The organism is Aeromonas sp. FDAARGOS 1409 (assembly GCF_019048705.1).
Classification (GTDB): domain Bacteria; phylum Pseudomonadota; class Gammaproteobacteria; order Enterobacterales; family Aeromonadaceae; genus Aeromonas; species Aeromonas sanarellii.
This window is the reverse complement of record NZ_CP077395.1, coordinates 1,615,841-1,633,361: the sequence shown is the minus strand read 5'-3', so window position 1 is coordinate 1,633,361 and position 17,521 is coordinate 1,615,841. Positions and strand designations below refer to the sequence as shown.

At 63.2% G+C, this 17,521-nt stretch carries 16 protein-coding genes and 1 tRNA gene; 8 read left to right on the top strand and 9 right to left on the bottom strand.

The features are described 5' to 3' along the window. Nucleotides 1-36: 36 nt before the first annotated feature. The 3 genes from pntB to yqhD form a co-directional block, all read right to left on the bottom strand. Nucleotides 37-1,521, bottom strand: a complete 1,485-nt coding sequence (pntB, locus tag I6L39_RS07755) for a Re/Si-specific NAD(P)(+) transhydrogenase subunit beta (protein ID WP_216991483.1) — start codon at nucleotides 1,519-1,521, stop codon at nucleotides 37-39. 11 nt (nucleotides 1,522-1,532) lie between these two features. Further along, nucleotides 1,533-3,059, bottom strand: coding sequence for a Re/Si-specific NAD(P)(+) transhydrogenase subunit alpha (locus tag I6L39_RS07750; RefSeq protein WP_209794278.1), 1,527 nt, complete (start codon nucleotides 3,057-3,059; stop codon nucleotides 1,533-1,535). 507 nt (nucleotides 3,060-3,566) lie between these two features. After that, on the bottom strand, nucleotides 3,567-4,727 hold the full coding sequence (gene yqhD, locus I6L39_RS07745; RefSeq protein ID WP_216991482.1) for an alcohol dehydrogenase: 1,161 nt from the start codon (nucleotides 4,725-4,727) through the stop codon (nucleotides 3,567-3,569). A gap of 118 nt (nucleotides 4,728-4,845) precedes the next feature. On the opposite strand from yqhD, the gene I6L39_RS07740 reads away from it, so the two are divergent. Next, nucleotides 4,846-5,769: an AraC family transcriptional regulator gene (locus I6L39_RS07740; RefSeq protein ID WP_216991481.1), complete on the top strand. Its 924-nt coding sequence runs from the start codon at nucleotides 4,846-4,848 to the stop codon at nucleotides 5,767-5,769. 1 nt (nucleotide 5,770) lies between these two features. Then, the gene (locus tag I6L39_RS07735) at nucleotides 5,771-6,274 is read left to right on the top strand and encodes a lipocalin family protein (RefSeq protein ID WP_216991480.1); all 504 of its coding nucleotides are present in this window, start codon (nucleotides 5,771-5,773) and stop codon (nucleotides 6,272-6,274) included. A 61-nt stretch (nucleotides 6,275-6,335) separates the two neighbouring features. On the opposite strand, the gene I6L39_RS07730 is transcribed toward I6L39_RS07735, so the two are convergent. Continuing rightward, a complete protein-coding gene (locus I6L39_RS07730; RefSeq protein WP_216991479.1) occupies nucleotides 6,336-8,225 on the bottom strand; it encodes a methyl-accepting chemotaxis protein in 1,890 nt (629 codons plus the stop codon). A 240-nt stretch (nucleotides 8,226-8,465) separates the two neighbouring features. On the opposite strand from I6L39_RS07730, the gene I6L39_RS07725 reads away from it, so the two are divergent. Continuing rightward, nucleotides 8,466-8,984: a class IV adenylate cyclase gene (locus I6L39_RS07725; RefSeq protein WP_216991478.1), complete on the top strand. Its 519-nt coding sequence runs from the start codon at nucleotides 8,466-8,468 to the stop codon at nucleotides 8,982-8,984. A 47-nt stretch (nucleotides 8,985-9,031) separates the two neighbouring features. Here the strand turns inward: I6L39_RS07725 and I6L39_RS07720 are convergent, their stop codons facing one another. Together I6L39_RS07720 and I6L39_RS07715 are read right to left on the bottom strand one after the other, a co-directional pair. Next, the gene (locus I6L39_RS07720; RefSeq protein ID WP_216991477.1) at nucleotides 9,032-10,402 is read right to left on the bottom strand and encodes a phosphatidylserine decarboxylase family protein; all 1,371 of its coding nucleotides are present in this window, start codon (nucleotides 10,400-10,402) and stop codon (nucleotides 9,032-9,034) included. Nucleotides 10,403-10,611: 209 nt separating this feature from the next. After that, nucleotides 10,612-10,688: transfer RNA gene (locus I6L39_RS07715), tRNA-Trp, on the bottom strand. A 202-nt stretch (nucleotides 10,689-10,890) separates the two neighbouring features. On the opposite strand from I6L39_RS07715, the gene I6L39_RS07710 reads away from it, so the two are divergent. From I6L39_RS07710 to I6L39_RS07690, 5 genes are all read left to right on the top strand, one after another. Further along, the gene (locus tag I6L39_RS07710; RefSeq protein WP_209794293.1) at nucleotides 10,891-11,433 is read left to right on the top strand and encodes a hypothetical protein; all 543 of its coding nucleotides are present in this window, start codon (nucleotides 10,891-10,893) and stop codon (nucleotides 11,431-11,433) included. Between the two features lie 99 nt (nucleotides 11,434-11,532). Next, a complete protein-coding gene (locus tag I6L39_RS07705; protein ID WP_216991476.1) occupies nucleotides 11,533-11,727 on the top strand; it encodes a hypothetical protein in 195 nt (64 codons plus the stop codon). Then, nucleotides 11,708-12,628 carry an aspartate carbamoyltransferase gene (pyrB, locus tag I6L39_RS07700; RefSeq protein WP_216991475.1) on the top strand — a complete coding sequence of 307 codons (921 nt, stop codon included), beginning with the start codon at nucleotides 11,708-11,710 and terminating at the stop codon, nucleotides 12,626-12,628. The genes I6L39_RS07705 and pyrB overlap by 20 nt, the downstream gene beginning before the upstream one ends. A 16-nt stretch (nucleotides 12,629-12,644) precedes the next feature. Next, nucleotides 12,645-13,109: an aspartate carbamoyltransferase regulatory subunit gene (gene pyrI / locus I6L39_RS07695; protein WP_216991474.1), complete on the top strand. Its 465-nt coding sequence runs from the start codon at nucleotides 12,645-12,647 to the stop codon at nucleotides 13,107-13,109. A gap of 220 nt (nucleotides 13,110-13,329) precedes the next feature. Continuing rightward, nucleotides 13,330-13,821, top strand: coding sequence for an arginine repressor (locus I6L39_RS07690; protein WP_042078766.1), 492 nt, complete (start codon nucleotides 13,330-13,332; stop codon nucleotides 13,819-13,821). 126 nt (nucleotides 13,822-13,947) lie between these two features. Here the strand turns inward: I6L39_RS07690 and I6L39_RS07685 are convergent, their stop codons facing one another. From I6L39_RS07685 to arcC, 3 genes are all read right to left on the bottom strand, one after another. Further along, nucleotides 13,948-15,354, bottom strand: a complete 1,407-nt coding sequence (locus I6L39_RS07685) for a YfcC family protein (RefSeq protein ID WP_216991473.1) — start codon at nucleotides 15,352-15,354, stop codon at nucleotides 13,948-13,950. Between the two features lie 123 nt (nucleotides 15,355-15,477). Continuing rightward, entirely contained in the window at nucleotides 15,478-16,482 is a 1,005-nt protein-coding gene (gene argF, locus I6L39_RS07680) for an ornithine carbamoyltransferase (RefSeq protein ID WP_033114793.1), read from the bottom strand. A 79-nt stretch (nucleotides 16,483-16,561) separates the two neighbouring features. Then, entirely contained in the window at nucleotides 16,562-17,488 is a 927-nt protein-coding gene (gene arcC / locus I6L39_RS07675; RefSeq protein ID WP_216991472.1) for a carbamate kinase, read from the bottom strand. Nucleotides 17,489-17,521 lie beyond the last annotated feature (33 nt).

The window sequence follows — 17,521 nt, the reverse complement described above, 5'->3', positions numbered from 1 at the left end:
AGGCCGAAGCCTCCTCTTGTCTCATCCCATCGACCCTTAGAGCGCCTTCAGGATGGCCTCGACGCTGGCCTTGGCATCGCCAAACAGCATCTGGGTGTTCTCCTTGAAGAACAGCGGGTTCTGGACCCCGGCGTAGCCGGTGTTCATGGAGCGCTTGAAGCCGATGACGTTCTGCGCCTTCCACACTTCCAGCACCGGCATGCCGGCGATGGGGCTGCCCGGATCTTCCATGGCGGCCGGGTTGACGGTGTCGTTCGCACCGATCACCAGCACCACGTCGGTATCGCCGAAGTCCTCGTTGATCTCGTCCATTTCCAGCACGATGTCATAGGGGACCTTGGCTTCCGCCAGCAGCACGTTCATGTGACCAGGCAGACGACCGGCCACCGGGTGGATACCGAAGCGCACCTTGACGCCGCGCTCACGCAGTTTGTGGGTGATCTCGGCCACCGGATACTGCGCCTGCGCCACCGCCATGCCGTAGCCCGGGGTGATGATGACGGAGTGGGCGTTCTTCAGCATGTCGGCCACGTCTTCCGCGTTGGTCTCGCGGTATTCGCCCAGCTCCTGCTCGGCGGTGGAGGCCACGCCGTCGGAGCCGAAGCCACCGGCGATCACGGAGATGAAGGAGCGGTTCATCGCCTTGCACATGATGTAGGAGAGGATGGCACCGGAGGAACCCACCAGGGCACCGGTGACGATCAGCAGGTCATTGGAGAGCATGAAGCCCGCCGCCGCCGCCGCCCAACCGGAGTAGGAGTTCAGCATGGAGACCACCACCGGCATGTCGGCGCCGCCGATGGAGGCCACCAGGTGCCAGCCGAAGGCGAAGGCGATCAGAGTCATCACCAGCAGGGCAAAGGTGGAGCCACCGGCGTTGACGAAGTGGATCATCAGCGCGAAGGAGACCACCACGGCCAGCAGGTTCAGCTTGTGACGATGGGGCAGCATCAGCGGCTTGGAAGAGATGAGACCACGCAGCTTGCCGAACGCCACTACGGAACCGGTGAAGGTCACGGCACCGATAAAGACGCCTAAAAATACCTCGACCAAGTGGATGTTCAGCATGGCGCCGGAGAGGTGCTCGACCTGGGCGACGCTGGCCGCCTGCTCGAACGCCGCCCGGGCGGCTGCCAGGGTCGCATCCAGGTTGGAACCGACGGAGACCACCACTTCAGCGGGAGCGGAGGGGTGCAGATCGATGAAGCTGTTGAAGCCCACCAGCACCGCTGCCATGCCCACGAAGCTGTGCAGCACGGCCACCAGCTCGGGCATCTCGGTCATCTCGACCTTGAGGGCCAGACGCACGCCGATGGCGCCACCGATGGCCATGGCCAGGATGATCCAGTGGACACCACTGGTTTCCGGGTTGAAGACGGTGGCGAGCAGGGCGATGGCCATGCCCGCGATACCGAACAGGTTGCCATGCTTGGCCGTCTCTTGCTTCGACAGTCCCGCGAGACTGAGGATGAAGAGCACGGCGGCAACGATATAGGATGCTGTTACCAGTCCTTGAGACACGTTAAACCCCCTTAATCCTTACGGAACATCTTCAGCATGCGCTGAGTGACGGTGAAGCCACCGAAGATGTTGATACTGGCAATCAGCACGGCGACAAAGGCCAGCACGGTGACCAGGGTCGACCCTTGTCCAATCTGCAACAGCGCACCGACGACGATGATGCCGGAGATGGCATTGGTGACCGACATCAGCGGCGTGTGCAGGGCGTGAGAGACGTTCCACACCACGTAGTAACCGACCACGCAGGCCAAGATGAAGACGGTGAAGTGGGAGAGGAAGGCGGCAGGCGCCACGGCGGCCACCCAACCGAAGGCGGCGATGCCGAGGGCACCGAACACGAACTTCTTGTTGGAGGGCTTGGCCTCTTCCTTCTTGGCGGCCGGTTTGGCGGCAGCCGGTTTCTGCGGGGCGGCAGAGACGGAGATGGCGGGGGGCGGGAAGGTCACTTCACCGGCCTGGATCACCGTCATGTTGCGCTGCACCACGTCTTCGAAGTCGATGGCGACGTTGCCGTCCTTCTCCTTGCACATCAGCTTCATCAGGTTCACCAGGTTGGTGCCGTAGAGCTGGGAGGATTGGGCAGGCAGGCGGCCCGGCAGATCGGTGTAACCGATCACCTTGACGCCGTTGTCGGTGACATGCAGTTCACCCGGTACCGTGTATTCGCAGTTGCCGCCGGCCTGGGCCGCCATGTCCACGATGACGGAGCCCGGCTTCATGCTGTCCACCATCTCCTTGGTGATCAGCTTGGGTGCCGGCTTGCCCGGGATCAGGGCGGTAGTGATGATGATGTCCACTTCCTTGGCCTGCTGGGCGAACAGCTCCATCTCGGCCTTGATGAACTCTTCGCTCATCACCTTGGCGTAACCGTCGCTGGATGCGCCATCTTCGCCGCCGAAGTCCAGCTTGAGGAATTCCCCACCCATGGACTCGATCTGCTCGGCGACTTCCAGACGGGTATCGAAGGCACGCACGATGGCACCGAGGGAACCGGCGGTCCCGATGGCGGCCAGACCGGCCACACCGGCACCGATGACCAGCACCTTGGCGGGCGGCACTTTACCGGCGGCGGTGATCTGGCCGGTGAAGAAGCGACCGAACTGGTGTGCGGCTTCCACCACGGCGCGATAGCCACCGATGTTGGCCATGGAAGAGAGGGCGTCCAGGGACTGGGCACGGGAGATCCGCGGCACCATGTCCATCGCCATCACATTGATGTTGCGCTCGGAAAGCTTCTTGACCAGCTCGGGGTTCTGGGCGGGCCAGATGAAGCTCACCAGGGTGGCACCATCCTTAATTTGTGCGATTTCGGCCTCGGTCGGCGCGTTGACCTTGAAGACAAGGTCGGCTTGCCAGACGTTCGGTACCACGCTGGCACCGGCAGCCTCGAAGGCGGCATCATCGAAGCTGGCTCGCAGGCCGGCACCGGCCTCGATGGCAACCTCGAAGCCGAGCTTTTTCAGCTGCTCGACAGTGGCCGGGGTCGCTGCGACCCGGGTCTCACCGGCGAGACTCTCTCTCGGTATTCCAATCTGCATGACTATTCCCTGATGGTTAATAAACAATCATTGCCCAGTCTCTCATGTCTGAGGGGACAAGGCATGATCAAAGTGCAGGTCACGGGCCCTTTGTTATGAAAATCAGCAGGCTTCACCTCGACCTCCTGTCACGGTCAGGCCCCCGCTTTTCAGGCGCGAGGGTGATTAGTATCAAATTTTGGAGTTTTATTACAACCACGGCCCCGGACGGTCGGGTACAGAATTCAACCCATCCCGGCGCACGATTAAAAAAAACAAACCAAATTAGGGGCTTATACCAGCAAAAAGCGCCAAAAAAAGTGATCCAACCAGTCAAAAAAAATGTTTGGGCCGCTCTCTACCTTAGCGTTTTTTGTTCTTATGAAATCTGCCATTGGCTCATTTGATGAGATGAAAAAAGGAAAAAGTAACCATTTTGCAACGATCAGGGGGCCGCTGCCCCGCCATCCGGCGGAGTCGGGCCCCCTGGTACAACCGGACCTGCGGCCCGGTTCAGGCGTGCTCTGCTTACCAGGCGGCCTCATAAATATGCCGGCTCTGGGCCAGGTCGATGTCGCCGTGCTCCCCCAGGCTGGTCATGCCGTGCTCTTCGAGCTTGGCCAGCAGGGCGTCGACCTGGGCGTCGGCCACGTAATCCCGCAGCCGGGTCTTGATCCCCATCCGCTCGAAGAAGTCGCGGGTGGCGGCGATGGCCCCGTCGATGCGCTCGGCCTCGCTGCCGCTGCGCAGATCCCAGACCCGTTCGGCGTATTGCAGCAGCTTGGCGCGCTTCTGCTCGCGCTTGGCATTGAGCAGGGCAGGCAGCACCACCGCCAGGGTCTGGGCGTGGTCCAGACCGTGCAGGGCGGTGATCTCGTGGCCCAGCATGTGGGTGGCCCAGTCCTGGGGCACGCCGGCACCGATCAGGCCGTTCAGTGCCAGGGTGGCGCTCCACATGATGTTGGCACGCACGTCGTAGTTTTCCGGCTCCACCAGCGCCTTGGGGCCCTCCTCCATCAGGGTCAGCAGCAGCCCTTCGGCGAAGCGATCCTGCACCTTGGCGTCCACCGGGTAGGTGAGGTACTGCTCCAGGGTGTGGATGAAGGCATCCACCACCCCGTTGGCCACCTGACGGGCGGGCAGGGTATAGGTGAGCACGGGGTCGAGCACGGCGAAGCGCGGCATCACGAAGGGCGAGAAGAAGTGCTGCTTGTCCCCTGTGCTCTTGCGGGTGATGACGGCGCCCATGTTCATCTCGGAACCGGTGGCCGGCAGGGTCAGCACGCTGCCGAGGGGAATGGCGGAGGCCACCTCACCACCCACGGTCTCGAGGATGTGCCAGGGATCCCTGGCCGGATCGTAGTGGGCGGCCGCCGCGATGAACTTGGTACCGTCCAGCACGGAGCCACCGCCGACGGCGAGCAGGAAGTCGATCCGCTCGGCGCGGGCCAGTTCGACGGCGCCCATCAGGGTCTCGTAGGTGGGGTTGGGCTCGATGCCGCCAAATTCAAACAGGGTCAGGCCGGCCAGCTCGCTGCGGATCTGGTCCAGCAGGCCGCTGCGCACCACGCTGCCACCGCCGTAGGTGACGAGGATGCGGGCGTCGCTGGGGATCTGGCCGCGCAGCTGGGCCACCTGGCCCTTGCCGAACAGCACCTTGGTGGGGGTGTGCAGGATGAAGTTGTTCATGGGATCTCCCGGAGTGGTCGTAGTCGGTAAGGTATGGGTTGCATTTTTCTCTTATAACCACCTACCATCAAGGGATCTTTCTGCCGATTTCTTGCCTATTTCTACTGAGCCTGGATAAATGAGTACAAATCAGCCCGTTGCGGCGACCCACCAGTCCGCCCTCGCCTCCCGGCTCGCCGCCCTGGCGCCGCCCCCGGGGATCACCGCCGCCCCCGTGCCCGGCGTGCACCTCATCTACACCACGGAGCACCACGACCGCATCCCGGTGCTCTACCGCCCGCGCATGATCATCATCCTGCAGGGGCACAAGGTGGGCTACCTCTCGGACTTCACCTTCCGCTACGACCCCGAGCACTACCTGATGATGACCCTGCCGCTGCCCTGCGAGTGCGAGTGCTTCGCCTCCCCCGAATCCCCCCTGGTGGGGCTCTCGGTGGAGATCGACGTGGCGGCGCTGCAGGCCCTGCTGCTGGAGATGGGGGACGCGGCCCCCGCCCCGGCGGAGCCGGGCCGCGGCGTGGTCTCCGTGCCCCTCTCCGAGACCATGCTCTGCGCCGTGGAGCGCCTCATCGACGTGATGGACAAGCCGCTCCACGCCCGGGTGCTGGGGCCCCAGATAGTGCGCGAGATCCTGTTCCACGCCCTGCATGAGGCGGGGGCCCCCGCCCTGCTCGCCATGGCCAGCCGTCACAGCCAGGTGAGCCAGATCGCCCGGGTGCTGCGTATCATGGAGCAGCGCTTTACCGAGAACCTGACGGTGGAGGAGCTGGCCCGGGAGGCAAACATGAGCGTCTCGGCCTTCCACCACCACTTCAAGGCGGCCACCGCCACCTCGCCCCTGCAGTACATCAAGAGCCTGCGCCTGCACCGGGCGCGGCTGATGATGCTGCACGACGGCCTCAAGGCCGGGGTGGCGGCGGACAAGGTAGGCTACGAGAGCGGCTCCCAGTTCAGCCGCGAATACAAACGCTTCTTTGGCAACACCCCGAGCGAACACGCGGCACGCTTCCGCTCGGGACAACTGCGTATCGTGGAGGGATGACATGCGCACGCTGATCCTGCTTCTGGCCTTGCTGACCACCGCCTGTACCGGCATTCCGGAAGGGCACAGGGTGGTCAAGCCCTTCCAGCTCGACCGCTACCTGGGCACCTGGTACGAGGTGGCCCGCCTCGATCACGGTTTCGAGCGCGGCCTGAACCGGGTCACCGCCAGCTACAGCCTGAGGGACGACGGCGGCGTCAGGGTGCTGAACCGGGGCCAGGACGAGGACGGCCAGTGGCGCGAGGCCGAGGGGCGCGCCTACTTCGTGGGCGAGCGCGACGAGGGACGCCTAAAGGTGAGCTTCTTCGGCCCCTTCTACGGCAGCTACAACGTGCTGGCGACCGACTACGAGCTCTCCCTGGTGAGCAGCTACAACCTCCAGTACCTCTGGATCCTCTCGCGAACCCCCAACCCGCCCGAGGAGAAGGTGCAGGCCCTGATCGCGCAAGCCAGGGCGCTCGGCTTTGCCACCGACCAGCTGATCCGGGTCAGTCAGACCCCCTGAGCCGGCAACACAAAAGGGCAGCCCGCGGGCTGCCCTTTCTCTTGGCTGAATGACGGGAGGATCAGAGCCGGAAGCGTCCTATCTCCTGCTCCAGCCGCTCGGTCAGTGACTTGAGCTCGGCGGCCTGAGCCGCCTCCTCCCCGGCCTGCTCCGCCAGCGCCTGGGAAACGTGGCGGATGTTCTCGGTGTTGCGGCTGATCTCGCCGGTCACCGAGGTCTGCTCCTCGGCCGCCGCCGCTATCTGGGTCGCCATGTCGCTGATGGAGCCGATGGCCTCGTTGATCCGCGCCAGGCTCTGGTTGGCGGATTCCGCATCCTCCACGCTGGTGCCCGCGAGCCGACGGCTGGTCTCCATGCCGCCCACGGCGCGGCGGGTGGTCTGCTGCAGGGCCTCGATCATCTGCTGGATCTCGGCGGTAGAGTCGTGGGTGCGGCGCGACAGCACCCGCACCTCGTCCGCCACCACGGCGAAGCCCCGCCCCTGCTCCCCGGCCCGGGCCGCCTCGATGGCGGCGTTGAGCGCCAGCAAATTGGTCTGCTCGGCGATGCCGCTGATGGTGGCCAGGATGCCGCTGATCTGCTGGGCGTGGCCATCCAGCTCGTGAATGGTCTGGCTCGCGTCGGACACCTCGTCCGCCAGCCCCGTGATGCTGCGCTGGCTCTGGCCGACCTGGGACTGGCCGGCGACGGCCAGGCTGACCGCCTCCCCGGCGGTGGTGGCGGCAAACTCGGCATTGCCGGCGATCTCCTGGGTGGCGGAGGCCATCTCGGTCACCGCGGTCGCCACCATGACGATCTCGTCCTGCTGCTGGCGCACTCGCTGGCTGCGCGCCTCGGCCCCTGCCGCCTGGGTCCTGGACTGGGCCGCCAGCTCTATGGTGACGTCCCGCAACCGGCTGACGATGCCGTGCAGCCGGGTCACGAACAGGTTGAAGTTCTGGGCCAGCAGTCCCACCTCGTCCTTGCTGCGGGTGGTGATCTGCACCGTGAGATCCCCCTCCCCGTGGGCGATGGCGGCAAGCGCCTTCGACACCCGGCCGAGATCGGCGAACAGGTAGTTGAACATGGCGATGAGCAGGGCGCCGAACACCAGCAGCAGCACCAGGGTCAGCCCCACCAGTTGCCACAGCAGGGTGGCGAGCGGGGCTTCCAGCACGTCCTTGTACATTACCATGGCGAGCAGCCAGTCGGTGCCGGGCACCCCCTGCACCGAGAGCAGCACCTCGCGCCCGTTCAGGTTGGCGCCATGCAGCTCGCCGTCCCGGCTCCACGCATCCAGCGCCGCCCCCGTGAGGCCGGGATCCAGCTCCGCCACCTGCTTGAGCGCCAGCTCCTTGTTCGGGTGGCCGACGATGAGGCCGGCACGATCGAGCAGCATGGCGTAGCCCTCCCCCTGTACCTTCATGGCCAGCACCTCGTCGATCAGGGCATCGAGGGAGAGATCCGCCCCGGCGACCCCGATCACCCGGCCCTGGTGGTTCACCGGCTCGGCCAGGGTCACCACCATCTGCTGCATGGTCACGCTGACATAGGGAGCGGTGACGATGAGTCGGCCCGCCTTGCTGGCGTTCTGATACCAGGGACGCACCCTGGGGTCGTAGTTGGCGGTGTTGAGGGAGGGATCATGGCGGGTCATCTCTCCCTGCTCCGAGCCGAAGTAGGTCAGACCAAAGCCGCCCGAGGTGCGGGTCTGCAGCAGGTGCGGCACCAGGGTCGTCTCGGGATTGTCGGCAATCACGGCGGCCAGGGCATCGACCGCGTGCTTGCGATCCGCCAGCCAGTTGCCGATGGCCACCGAGTGGGCGTGGCCGTAGTTGACCGCCTCGCTCTGGATGGCGCCCAGGGTGCGGGATTTGAGGGTATGGAAGGCGACGATACCGAGCAGGGCTGCCATCAGCAGCACTACCCCCAGGCTGGCCGCGAGCAACTTGCCGCGCAACGAGAGAGTCATGACAACGAATCCTTGTGGTAGCCGGGGGTCGGAAACACCCCCATCTTGGTAGGTCTATCGGCAGTATGAGGAGCAGACTTTAGTGAATCCTGTTGATTTATCATGACTCGGCAACAGGTTGTGCCGTGGGTCACGAAAAACTACCAAGTCTTCAGCCGATATCCGTCTCGACAGATGGCTATGCAGGGACGCAATCCGTGCTAGGGTGGACTCCTTCAAACCCTGATAGATAAACCTGCCATGCCCCGAAATATCGAGATCAAAGCCAGCATAGAGCGGATAGATGATCTACTCCCCAAGGCACTCGCCATCGCCGATCAGGGCCCCGTCGAGATCGAGCAGGATGACTCCTTCTTTCGCTGTAACGCCGGTCGTCTGAAGCTGCGAACCTTTTCCCCCTCGGCCGGCGAGCTCATCTTCTACCGCCGCGCCGATCAACAAGGCCCCAAGGAGAGCTTCTATCAGCTGACCCCGACACATGAACCAGATCGCCTGCGGGAGACCCTCAGCCTGGCCTGGGGCCAGATCGGCAGGGTGCAGAAGAAGCGCACCCTGTTGCTGGTCGGCAGAACCCGGATCCACCTCGATCAGGTGCAGGGGCTTGGCCACTTCCTCGAACTGGAGGTGGTGCTGGAGGAGGACGAGCCGCTTGAGGCGGGGATGCAGGAAGCCAACGACATCATGGCGCAGCTTGAGGTAGAGCCCTCCCAACTGATAGAAGGTGCCTACCTGGATCTGCTTCTCCGGCAGCAGGCCTGAATGCAACAAGGCCGCCCGAAGGCGGCCTCGTGCTATCGGAGGCGGGGTTATCCGACCCGCGCCAGCGCCGTGTTGATCCTCAGGTTGGACGCCTCCAGCCCCGGCTGCTGGCCGTAGAAGTCGAACGCCAGCTCGACCCCGGGGCGGAACAGCAGGCAGTGGGTGGAGCCGCCGAAGTGGAACATGCCGAGCTGCTCCCCCTTCGCGATCCGCTGCCCCGGCTGCACCGTCACCTCGCAGCTCGACACCTCCGCCATGCCCACCGGCACCACGCACATCAGGCCGATCTTGGGGTTGTCCGCCTCGATGAAGATGAGTGCCCGGGTCGCCACCGCAGTGAGGAAGGGCTGGGACTGGTTGGGGGCGCTCGGGTCGGGCCCCTCCGGGTTGCCAAAGCCCTGGTACCGGTTGGCGAGGTAGTAGCTGCCGTTGACCACCTTGACCGAGCGAACCGTGCCGCTCACCGGGCTGTGCCAGCGGTGATAGCTGAGGGCGCTGAGGAAGGCCTGATAGAGAGTGCCCCCCTCGAACGCGGCGGCGCGCGGGTCGAAGTCCAGCAGGTTGTCCAGGGAATAGGGCTGCCCCTTGAGCCAGAAGGCATCCTGCCGCCGTACCCCTCTGACCACCTGCAGCGGGGCCGATTCGCAGGCATTGGCGATCACGCTGTCATCATCCGGGGCCGTCACCGGCCGCACGCCGGGGCAGAAACGGCGGGTGAAGAAGTCGTCCCAGCTGGCAAAGCCCTCGTACTGCTCTCCCGGCACGGTGTGGAAGATCTCCTCGAAGCGGTCTGGGGTGGGGTTGTCGCCGGCCCCGAGCGCCCCCTGCGCCACCCGGACCATCTCCTCCTTCGCCACCTCGCCGAGCCAGGGAACGATCAGGGTCTGGCGATCCAGGGGGCTCACCGACTCGGTCAGCACATAGCGGGACGCGGGGCTTTGCAGGAAGTCGGCCCAGTAGCCGAGGATCTTGCGCAGTTGCTGGTTCACCAGCGCATTGGCGAAGAAGTCGTAGCCGGCGACCGTCGCCATGGGCCAGTTGAGCAGGGCATTGATGGGAAATCCGATCAGCCCGGCGGGCTCCTGGGTTTTCACATCCTGATAGGCCTCCGGGGCCGTGGTCATGATGCCGTTGAGTAGCAGCAGGAACTCGTCGAAGCTGCGCACCTCGATCTGGCCGAGCGGCGTGCTCTGCTCGTGCTGCCACGCCTCGTCAAACATCGCCTGGGCCTGCAGATGCAGGACAGGATCCTGCTCCACCAGCGCCTTCAGCCCGGCGATTGGTGCCACCAGCGGGCGCGGCTGGCGGGTGACCGCCTGACGCAGCCGCTGCACCCAGCGTGCCACATGGGCCTGATCCCGGGGGACCCAGCCACCGGCATGGGCATGGGGGTGACGCGTATCCACTGCCTTGTTCATCGCTCTCTCCTTGTTGAAGCGCCTTGGGCCCGCCGGATGCGATGCGCCTGAGGGCGCCATCTGGCAGGAAGCAAGGTGTAGCACAGGGGAAAAGCGGCCTCCATTGGCAGAAATGGCAGCGGCGAAGAGGGGGAAAAGAGGCTAACGGAGGCGGCGGCAAACGTCGGAAATGCGAAAGGCCAGCTCAATGAGCTGGCCTTTCTGAAAAATGGCAGGGGCGGCAGGACTCGAACCCGCAACCATCGGTTTTGGAGACCGCTGTTCTACCAATTGGAACTACGCCCCTGCAACAAACGAGGCGTAGTATACAAAGCGGGGTTCAAAGGTAAAGGCTTTTTTTCTCACTTTCGATGCGATCGAACAAATGACGAGCAAATCCCCGTCATTCTTGCAAGGAGCAGGGGTAAGCTGCTGTATTTGCAGCCCCAACGGGGTAGGAATGGGACACAAATGGGGGTAGGGTGAAATCAGGTACAGGGAGGCCGCCCATGCTCAATTACCGACTGCTGCAACAACTTGCACCGCTCAACTTCAGGGATGAGCGCAAAACCGAGTCCCTGGCTGACTACCTCGAGCGGGTCTATCCCCTGGTGCCCTTCATTCCCCCGAACGTGCTTGCCCAGTGGATTTACCGCCACTGGCGCGGTTTTGAATCCAACTGGAGCTTTATCGACCTCGCCAGCCACCGCTTCGAGCGGGAACGCTGGCCCACGGCGCAGATTGTCGCCAACATCGACTCCCGCCATATGGAGGTCATCGACCGCTGGGGCGAGATGCTGCGCCACAATCGCTACGTGCGCCGCTCCTGGCTCGGGGAGAAGATGCTGAGTCTCGGCACCTGGTCCGAACCCATCATAGTGCTGGAACCCGAGCCCGATGCCTGCTACCCCGACGGCCAGCCCCTGCCCCGCCCATACTGCCTGCTGGAGGGACACCACAGACTCGGCTACCTGCGCAGCATGGCCGAAGACGGCGCGCCGCTGCGAGATGAACACGAGCTGTGGATTTGCCGGCCCGTTCGCGATACTTAAACGTTTTCCCAGGCGAATCCTGCCTATCAAATAAATTTTTGACAATTCAAAAAGCGGCCCTATAATCTGTCCGGTTTGAAAAAAGGTCGGGACAGGACGATGCCGTTTTTGATGAAAAAAGCAGCCTTGCAGACGGGTGGAGCGCACCAGAGCGGCCCCGTTGTTTCCGGTTCCCGCCCCACAGATCCCCAGTTGTTTTTAAAAAGAGCCCCTGTTTCAGGGGCTTTTTTTTGTGCCGGAAAAACCTTCATTGATGTCAAAGGGAATGCAGACGATGACCAATCCACTCTATAACAAACACGTCATCTCCATCTCGGATCTGACCCGGTCCGACATGGAACTGGTGGTCGCCACCGCACAGCGGTTGAAGGCCGAACCCGACAGCCGCCTGCTGAAAGACAAGCTGGTCGCCAGCTGCTTCTTCGAGGCCTCCACCCGTACCCGACTGTCGTTCGAAACTGCCGTCCAGCGCCTGGGCGGCAACATCATCGGCTTCGCCGACGGCGGCAACACCAGCGCCAAGAAGGGCGAGACCCTGGCCGACTCCATCAAGATCATCGGCTCCTACTCCGATGCGGTGGTGATGCGCCACCCGAAGGAGGGCGCCGCCCGCCTCGCCTCCGAGTTCTCCCGGGTGCCGGTCATCAACGGCGGTGACGGTTCCAACCAGCATCCGACCCAGACCCTGCTCGATCTCTTCTCCATCCACGAGACGCAAGGGCGCCTGGACGGCCTCAACGTCGCCTTCGTCGGCGACCTGAAATACGGCCGCACCGTCCACTCCCTGGCCCAGGCCCTGAGCCTGTTCAACTGCCGCTTCTTCTTCATCTCCCCCGAGGCGCTGGCCATGCCGGACTACCTGTGCGAGGAGCTGGAGGAGAAGGGCATCCAGTTCAGCGTGCACGAGACCATGGAAGAGGTGATGCCGGAGCTCGACATCCTCTACATGACCCGCGTCCAGAAGGAGCGCTTCGACGAGACCGAGTACAAGCACATGGCCGCCAAGTTCGTGCTGGAACGGGCCACCCTGGAAGGGGCCAAGCCGACCATGAAGATCCTGCATCCCCTGCCCCGGGTCGACGAGATCGACGTGGCCGTCGACAAGACCCCCCACGCCTACTACTTCCAGCAGGCGGAGAACGGGGTCTATGCGCGCCAGGCTCTGCTGGCACTGGTACTGAACGAAACCGTCTAAGGGAAAGGGGAACATCATGTCTGACAAGAACCAACTGCAAGTCGAAGCCATCCGTCACGGCTCCGTCATCGACCACGTCCCCGCCGGCCAGGGCATCAAGATCCTCAAGCTGTTCCAGCTGATCGAGACCCAGGAGCGGATCACCGTCGGCTTCAACCTGAAATCCGGCGCCCTGGGCAAGAAGGATCTCATCAAGATCGAGAACACCCGATTGACCGAGCAGCAGGCGAACCAGCTCGCGCTGTTCGCCCCCAAGGCCACCGTCAACATCATCGAAGACTTCGTGGTGGTGAAGAAGCACCAGCTGGCGCTGCCGGAGTTCATCGCCGGGGTGTTCCACTGCCCCAACTCCAACTGCATCTCCCACAACGAGCCGGTGGAGAGCTACTTCCGGGTGCGCGAGGTGAAAGGTGCGGTGCGCATGAAGTGCAAGTACTGCGAGAAGTCCTTCACCCAGGAGATCGTCAGCGAGCGCTACTGATTTCTCGCCTGCAACAGATATCCATGTGGGCCCCATCGGGCCCATTTTTGAACCCTGTCACATCACTTATTCCCCCTTTGGTTATAATTTGCCATCTCAGAACGGCTAGGCATTGCTCATCACCTGCTTGAACGCTCGTCATCAGTGTTTTTTGCTATGAAAAACCGGAATGACAGACTGAGCGAGGATAGCCATCGGTCATCATCAAAGGAAAGTCGCCATGGTCAAGACCCTCACTCGCCCCCAGGAACCAGAGTCCGACCAGGCTCAGCTGGATGCCTGCCGCCAGATCATCGGCCAGCACTGCTACAGCACCCAGGAAGAGATCCGCCGCGAGCTGTCGGAGCGCGGCTTCGCCGACATCAGCCAGTCCACCATCTCCCGCCTGCTGCGCCGCCTAGGCGTGGCCAAAGCCCAGAACGCCAACGGCAAGAAGGTCTACACCCTGGTGGACGAGCAGTTGGAGCCCGCCGGTAGCACCCGTTCGGTACATGACATGGTGCGCGCCGTGGTCCACAACCAGCAGATGGTGCTGGTGCACACCACCCCGGGGGCCGCCACCGTGGTCGCCCGCCTGCTGGATCGCCACGCCGATCCGGAGATCCTGGGGGCGGTGGCCGGCAACGACGTGGTGCTGATCGCCCCGCGCCACATCAGCCGCACCCGCCAGGCCCACGCCGCCGTGGTGCGCACCCTGGAGCAGGCGCGCTAGCACCTCCCTTCGACGCAGCGAGGCGACCCTTGGGTCGCCTTTTTGTTGCCTGTGGTTCGCCGGGGATCAGCCGCAACCATAAAAAACGGGAGCCACTGGCTCCCGTTTGCGGTGTCGATCTCTTCGTCAGGCCAGCATGGCGCCAAGACTCAGGCAGGCCACGATCAGCACGGTCAGCAGGCCGAGCAGCGGGGCCACCCACTTCAGGTAGCGCACATAGGGCACCTTGGCGATGGCAAGGCCCCCCATGACCACGGCGGAGGTCGGGGTCACCAGGTTCACCAGGCCGGAGGCGGACTGGTAGGCGGTGACCACCAGCTCGCGACCCACGTTGGCGAAGTCGGCCAGTGGCGCCATGATCGGCATGGTCAGCACGGCCAGACCGGAGGAGGAGGGCACCAGGAAGGAGAGCACCACTTCCAGCGCGAACATCACGTTGATGAACACCACGGTGGAGAGGCCGGTCACTATGCCTTCCGCGCTGTGCAAGATGGTGTGGGTGATCATGCCGTTGTCCATCACCACGACGATGCCGCGGGCGATACCTATGATGAGGGCCACGCCGAGCAGATCGCGGGCACCGTCGATGAAGTTGGAGGTCAGCTCCTCTTCACTCATGCGGGAGATGACACCGACTATGATGGCGGCGGCCAGGAAGACGCCGGAGATCTGCGCCATCCACCAGCCCAGCACGGCCACCCCGTAGATCATCACGGCGAAGGCGGCGACGAAGATACCCAGCACGATCTTGCGGGTCAGGGTGAACTCCAGCATCTGGTCGCTCTTGTTGCCCAGGAAGTGGGCACGGTTCTCATCCCACTTGTCGGCCACCAGGGACTTGCTGGGGTCGTTGCGCACCATCTTGGCGTAGCGCATCACGTAGGCCACACACAGCAGCCAGCCGGCAACCAGCATGGCGACCCGCAGCCAGATGCCGTCGGTGAAGGAGATACCGGCCGCGTTGGCAGCGATAACGGTGGCGAACGGGTTGATTGTGGAACCCAGGGTACCGATACCGGCCCCCAGCAATACGGTTGCGGCAGCCACCACAGGGTCGAAGCGGGCGGCCATCATCACCGGCACCAGCAGGGTGTAGAAGGGCAGCGACTCTTCCGCCATGCCGTAGATGGTGCCACCCGCGGCAAACAGCGCCATCAGGATCGGGATCATCCACTCCTCGCGGCCGCGCAGGCGGTCGGTGACGCGCTCGATCCCGGCATCGATGGCGCCGGTCTTGGTCACTATGCCAAGGAAGCCGCCGATGATCAGGATGAAGAGGGAGACGTCGATGGCGCCCGCCTCATAGGTGTCGTGGTTGTAGAGGCCGTCGATGGGGGCCAGCAGCACGTCGACGATCCCCTGGGGATTGGCATCCACCAGCTTGTAGGTACCGGCGACCGGCACTTCCTTGCCGAGGGCCTCGTTCATGGTCATTTCATATTTGCCGGCGGGCACTATCCAGCTCAGGGCGGCCACCAGGGCGATCAGCACAAACAATATGGTGTAGGCTGACGGGAACTTGAATTTGGTCATGGTCCAGCTTCCTTCTGTGGGTGTGGTATCCATGCAGGCTGCGGGTCGTAGGGTTAGAGGTGTTGTTCCGCTGTCACATGGTCGAAAAGCCGGGGGTCACCCCCCGGCACCACTACTGCGACCTCAGTCGCCCAGCGTAGCAACCATCACTGCCTTGATGGTATGCATCCGGTTTTCGGCCTCGTCGAATACGATGCTGTGCTCGGATTCGAACACGTCCTCGGTCACTTCCAGGCCCTTCATGCCATATTTGTCGGCCACTTCCTTGCCCATGGTGGTCTCGTCGTTGTGGAAGGCCGGCAGGCAGTGCATGAACTTCACATCTGGGTTCTTGGTGGCATTGATGACGTCCATGTTGACCTGATACGGGGTCATCAGTTTGACGCGCTGATCCCAGGCCTCTTTCGCCTCACCCATGGAGACCCAGACGTCGGTGTAGAGGAAGTCGGTACCCAGCACACCCTCTTTGACATCTTCGGTCAGGGTAATGCGTGCGCCTGTCTCTTCGGCGATCAGGCGGCACTTGGCAACCAGCTCCTCTTCCGGCCAGAAGGCTTTCGGCGCCACCAGGCGGATATCCATGCCCATCTTGGCGGCGCCGACCATCAGGGAGTTGCCCATGTTGTTGCGGGCATCACCCAGGTAGGCGAACTTGATCTGATCCAGGCGCTTGCCCTTGCCATGCTCCAGCATGGTCATGAAGTCGGCCAGGATCTGGGTCGGGTGGAATTCGTTGGTCAGGCCGTTCCATACCGGGACACCGGCGTAGGCACCCAGCTCTTCCACGATCTCCTGGCCGTAGCCACGGTACTCGATGCCGTCATACATGCGGCCCAGTACGCGGGCGGTGTCCTTCATGGACTCCTTGTGGCCGATCTGGGAACCGCTCGGGCCGAGGTAGGAGACCTGCGCGCCCTGGTCGAAGGCCGCTACTTCAAACGCACAGCGGGTGCGGGTGGAGGTCTTCTCGAAGATCAGGGCGATGTTCTTGCCGACCAGATGCTTGCGCTCATAGCCACCGTATTTGGCCTTCTTCAGGTCGATGGCCAGATCGATCATGTATTGGATTTCGCGCGGGGTGAAGTCCAGCAGTTTCAGGAAGTTACGGTTACGCAGATTAAAAGCCATGATGAGTTCTCTCTATATTTGTTCAGACCAATTTGGGCAGTGTTGTTAACTACGCAGTTGTTCAGGCCAGAGCATTAGCTCAGGCATTGACGGTATTAGTGGCAACGATATTGGTGCCGGCTTCGCCCCTGAGGATGGCGAGGCCATCTTCCAGGGAACCGATCCCGACCATGCCGCCGGTCGCCTTGACGAATTCGCAGGAGGCCTCGACCTTGGGTCCCATGGAGCCTGCATCGAACTTGACTCCGGCCAGCTCGTCCGGGCTGGTAACCCGCAGCGGACGCTGGGTCGGCTTGCCCCAATCCAGGTAGACGGCATCGGCGTCGGTCAGGATCAGCAGGGCGTCGGCCTTGATCTGCTTGGCCAGGTAGGCGGCAGACATGTCCTTGTCGATGACGGCCTCGATACCGGTCAGGCTCTGGCCATCCCAGGTCACCGGGATGCCGCCACCACCGGTACAGATGATGAGGTGGCCCTGGGCGATCAGGGTTTCGATGGCGTCGCCTTCGACGATGCGCTGAGGCAGCGGGGACGGCACCACGCGGCGGAAGAACTTGCCGTCGGCCTTGACGCTCCACTGCTTCTCGGCAGCCAGGGCGCGGGCCTCCACTTCTTCATAAACCGGGCCGATAAACTTGGTCGGATTGGCAAACGCCGGATCCTTGGGATCGACCTGGACCTGGGTCAGCAACGCGGTGACGTTGCGGCTCGGCATCAGGTTCTTCAGCTCCTGGATCAGCATGTAGCCGATCATGCCCTGGGACTCGGCGCCCAGCACATCCAGGGGATAGGGGGAGACCTTGGTGTAGGCGCTGTTCTGCAGGGCCAGCAGGCCGACTTGCGGACCGTTGCCATGCACCAGCACCACGTTGTACTCCTGGGCGATCAGGGCGATGGTCTTGGCGGCGGTGGCGATGTTCTTGCGCTGGATGTCAGCTTCAAGCGGCTCGCCACGACGGAGCAGGGCATTGCCACCCAGGGCGACGACGACAGTTGGTTTTTTCATGGTGTTACTCTCGAGTCTTGGTGAGTGTGGCGC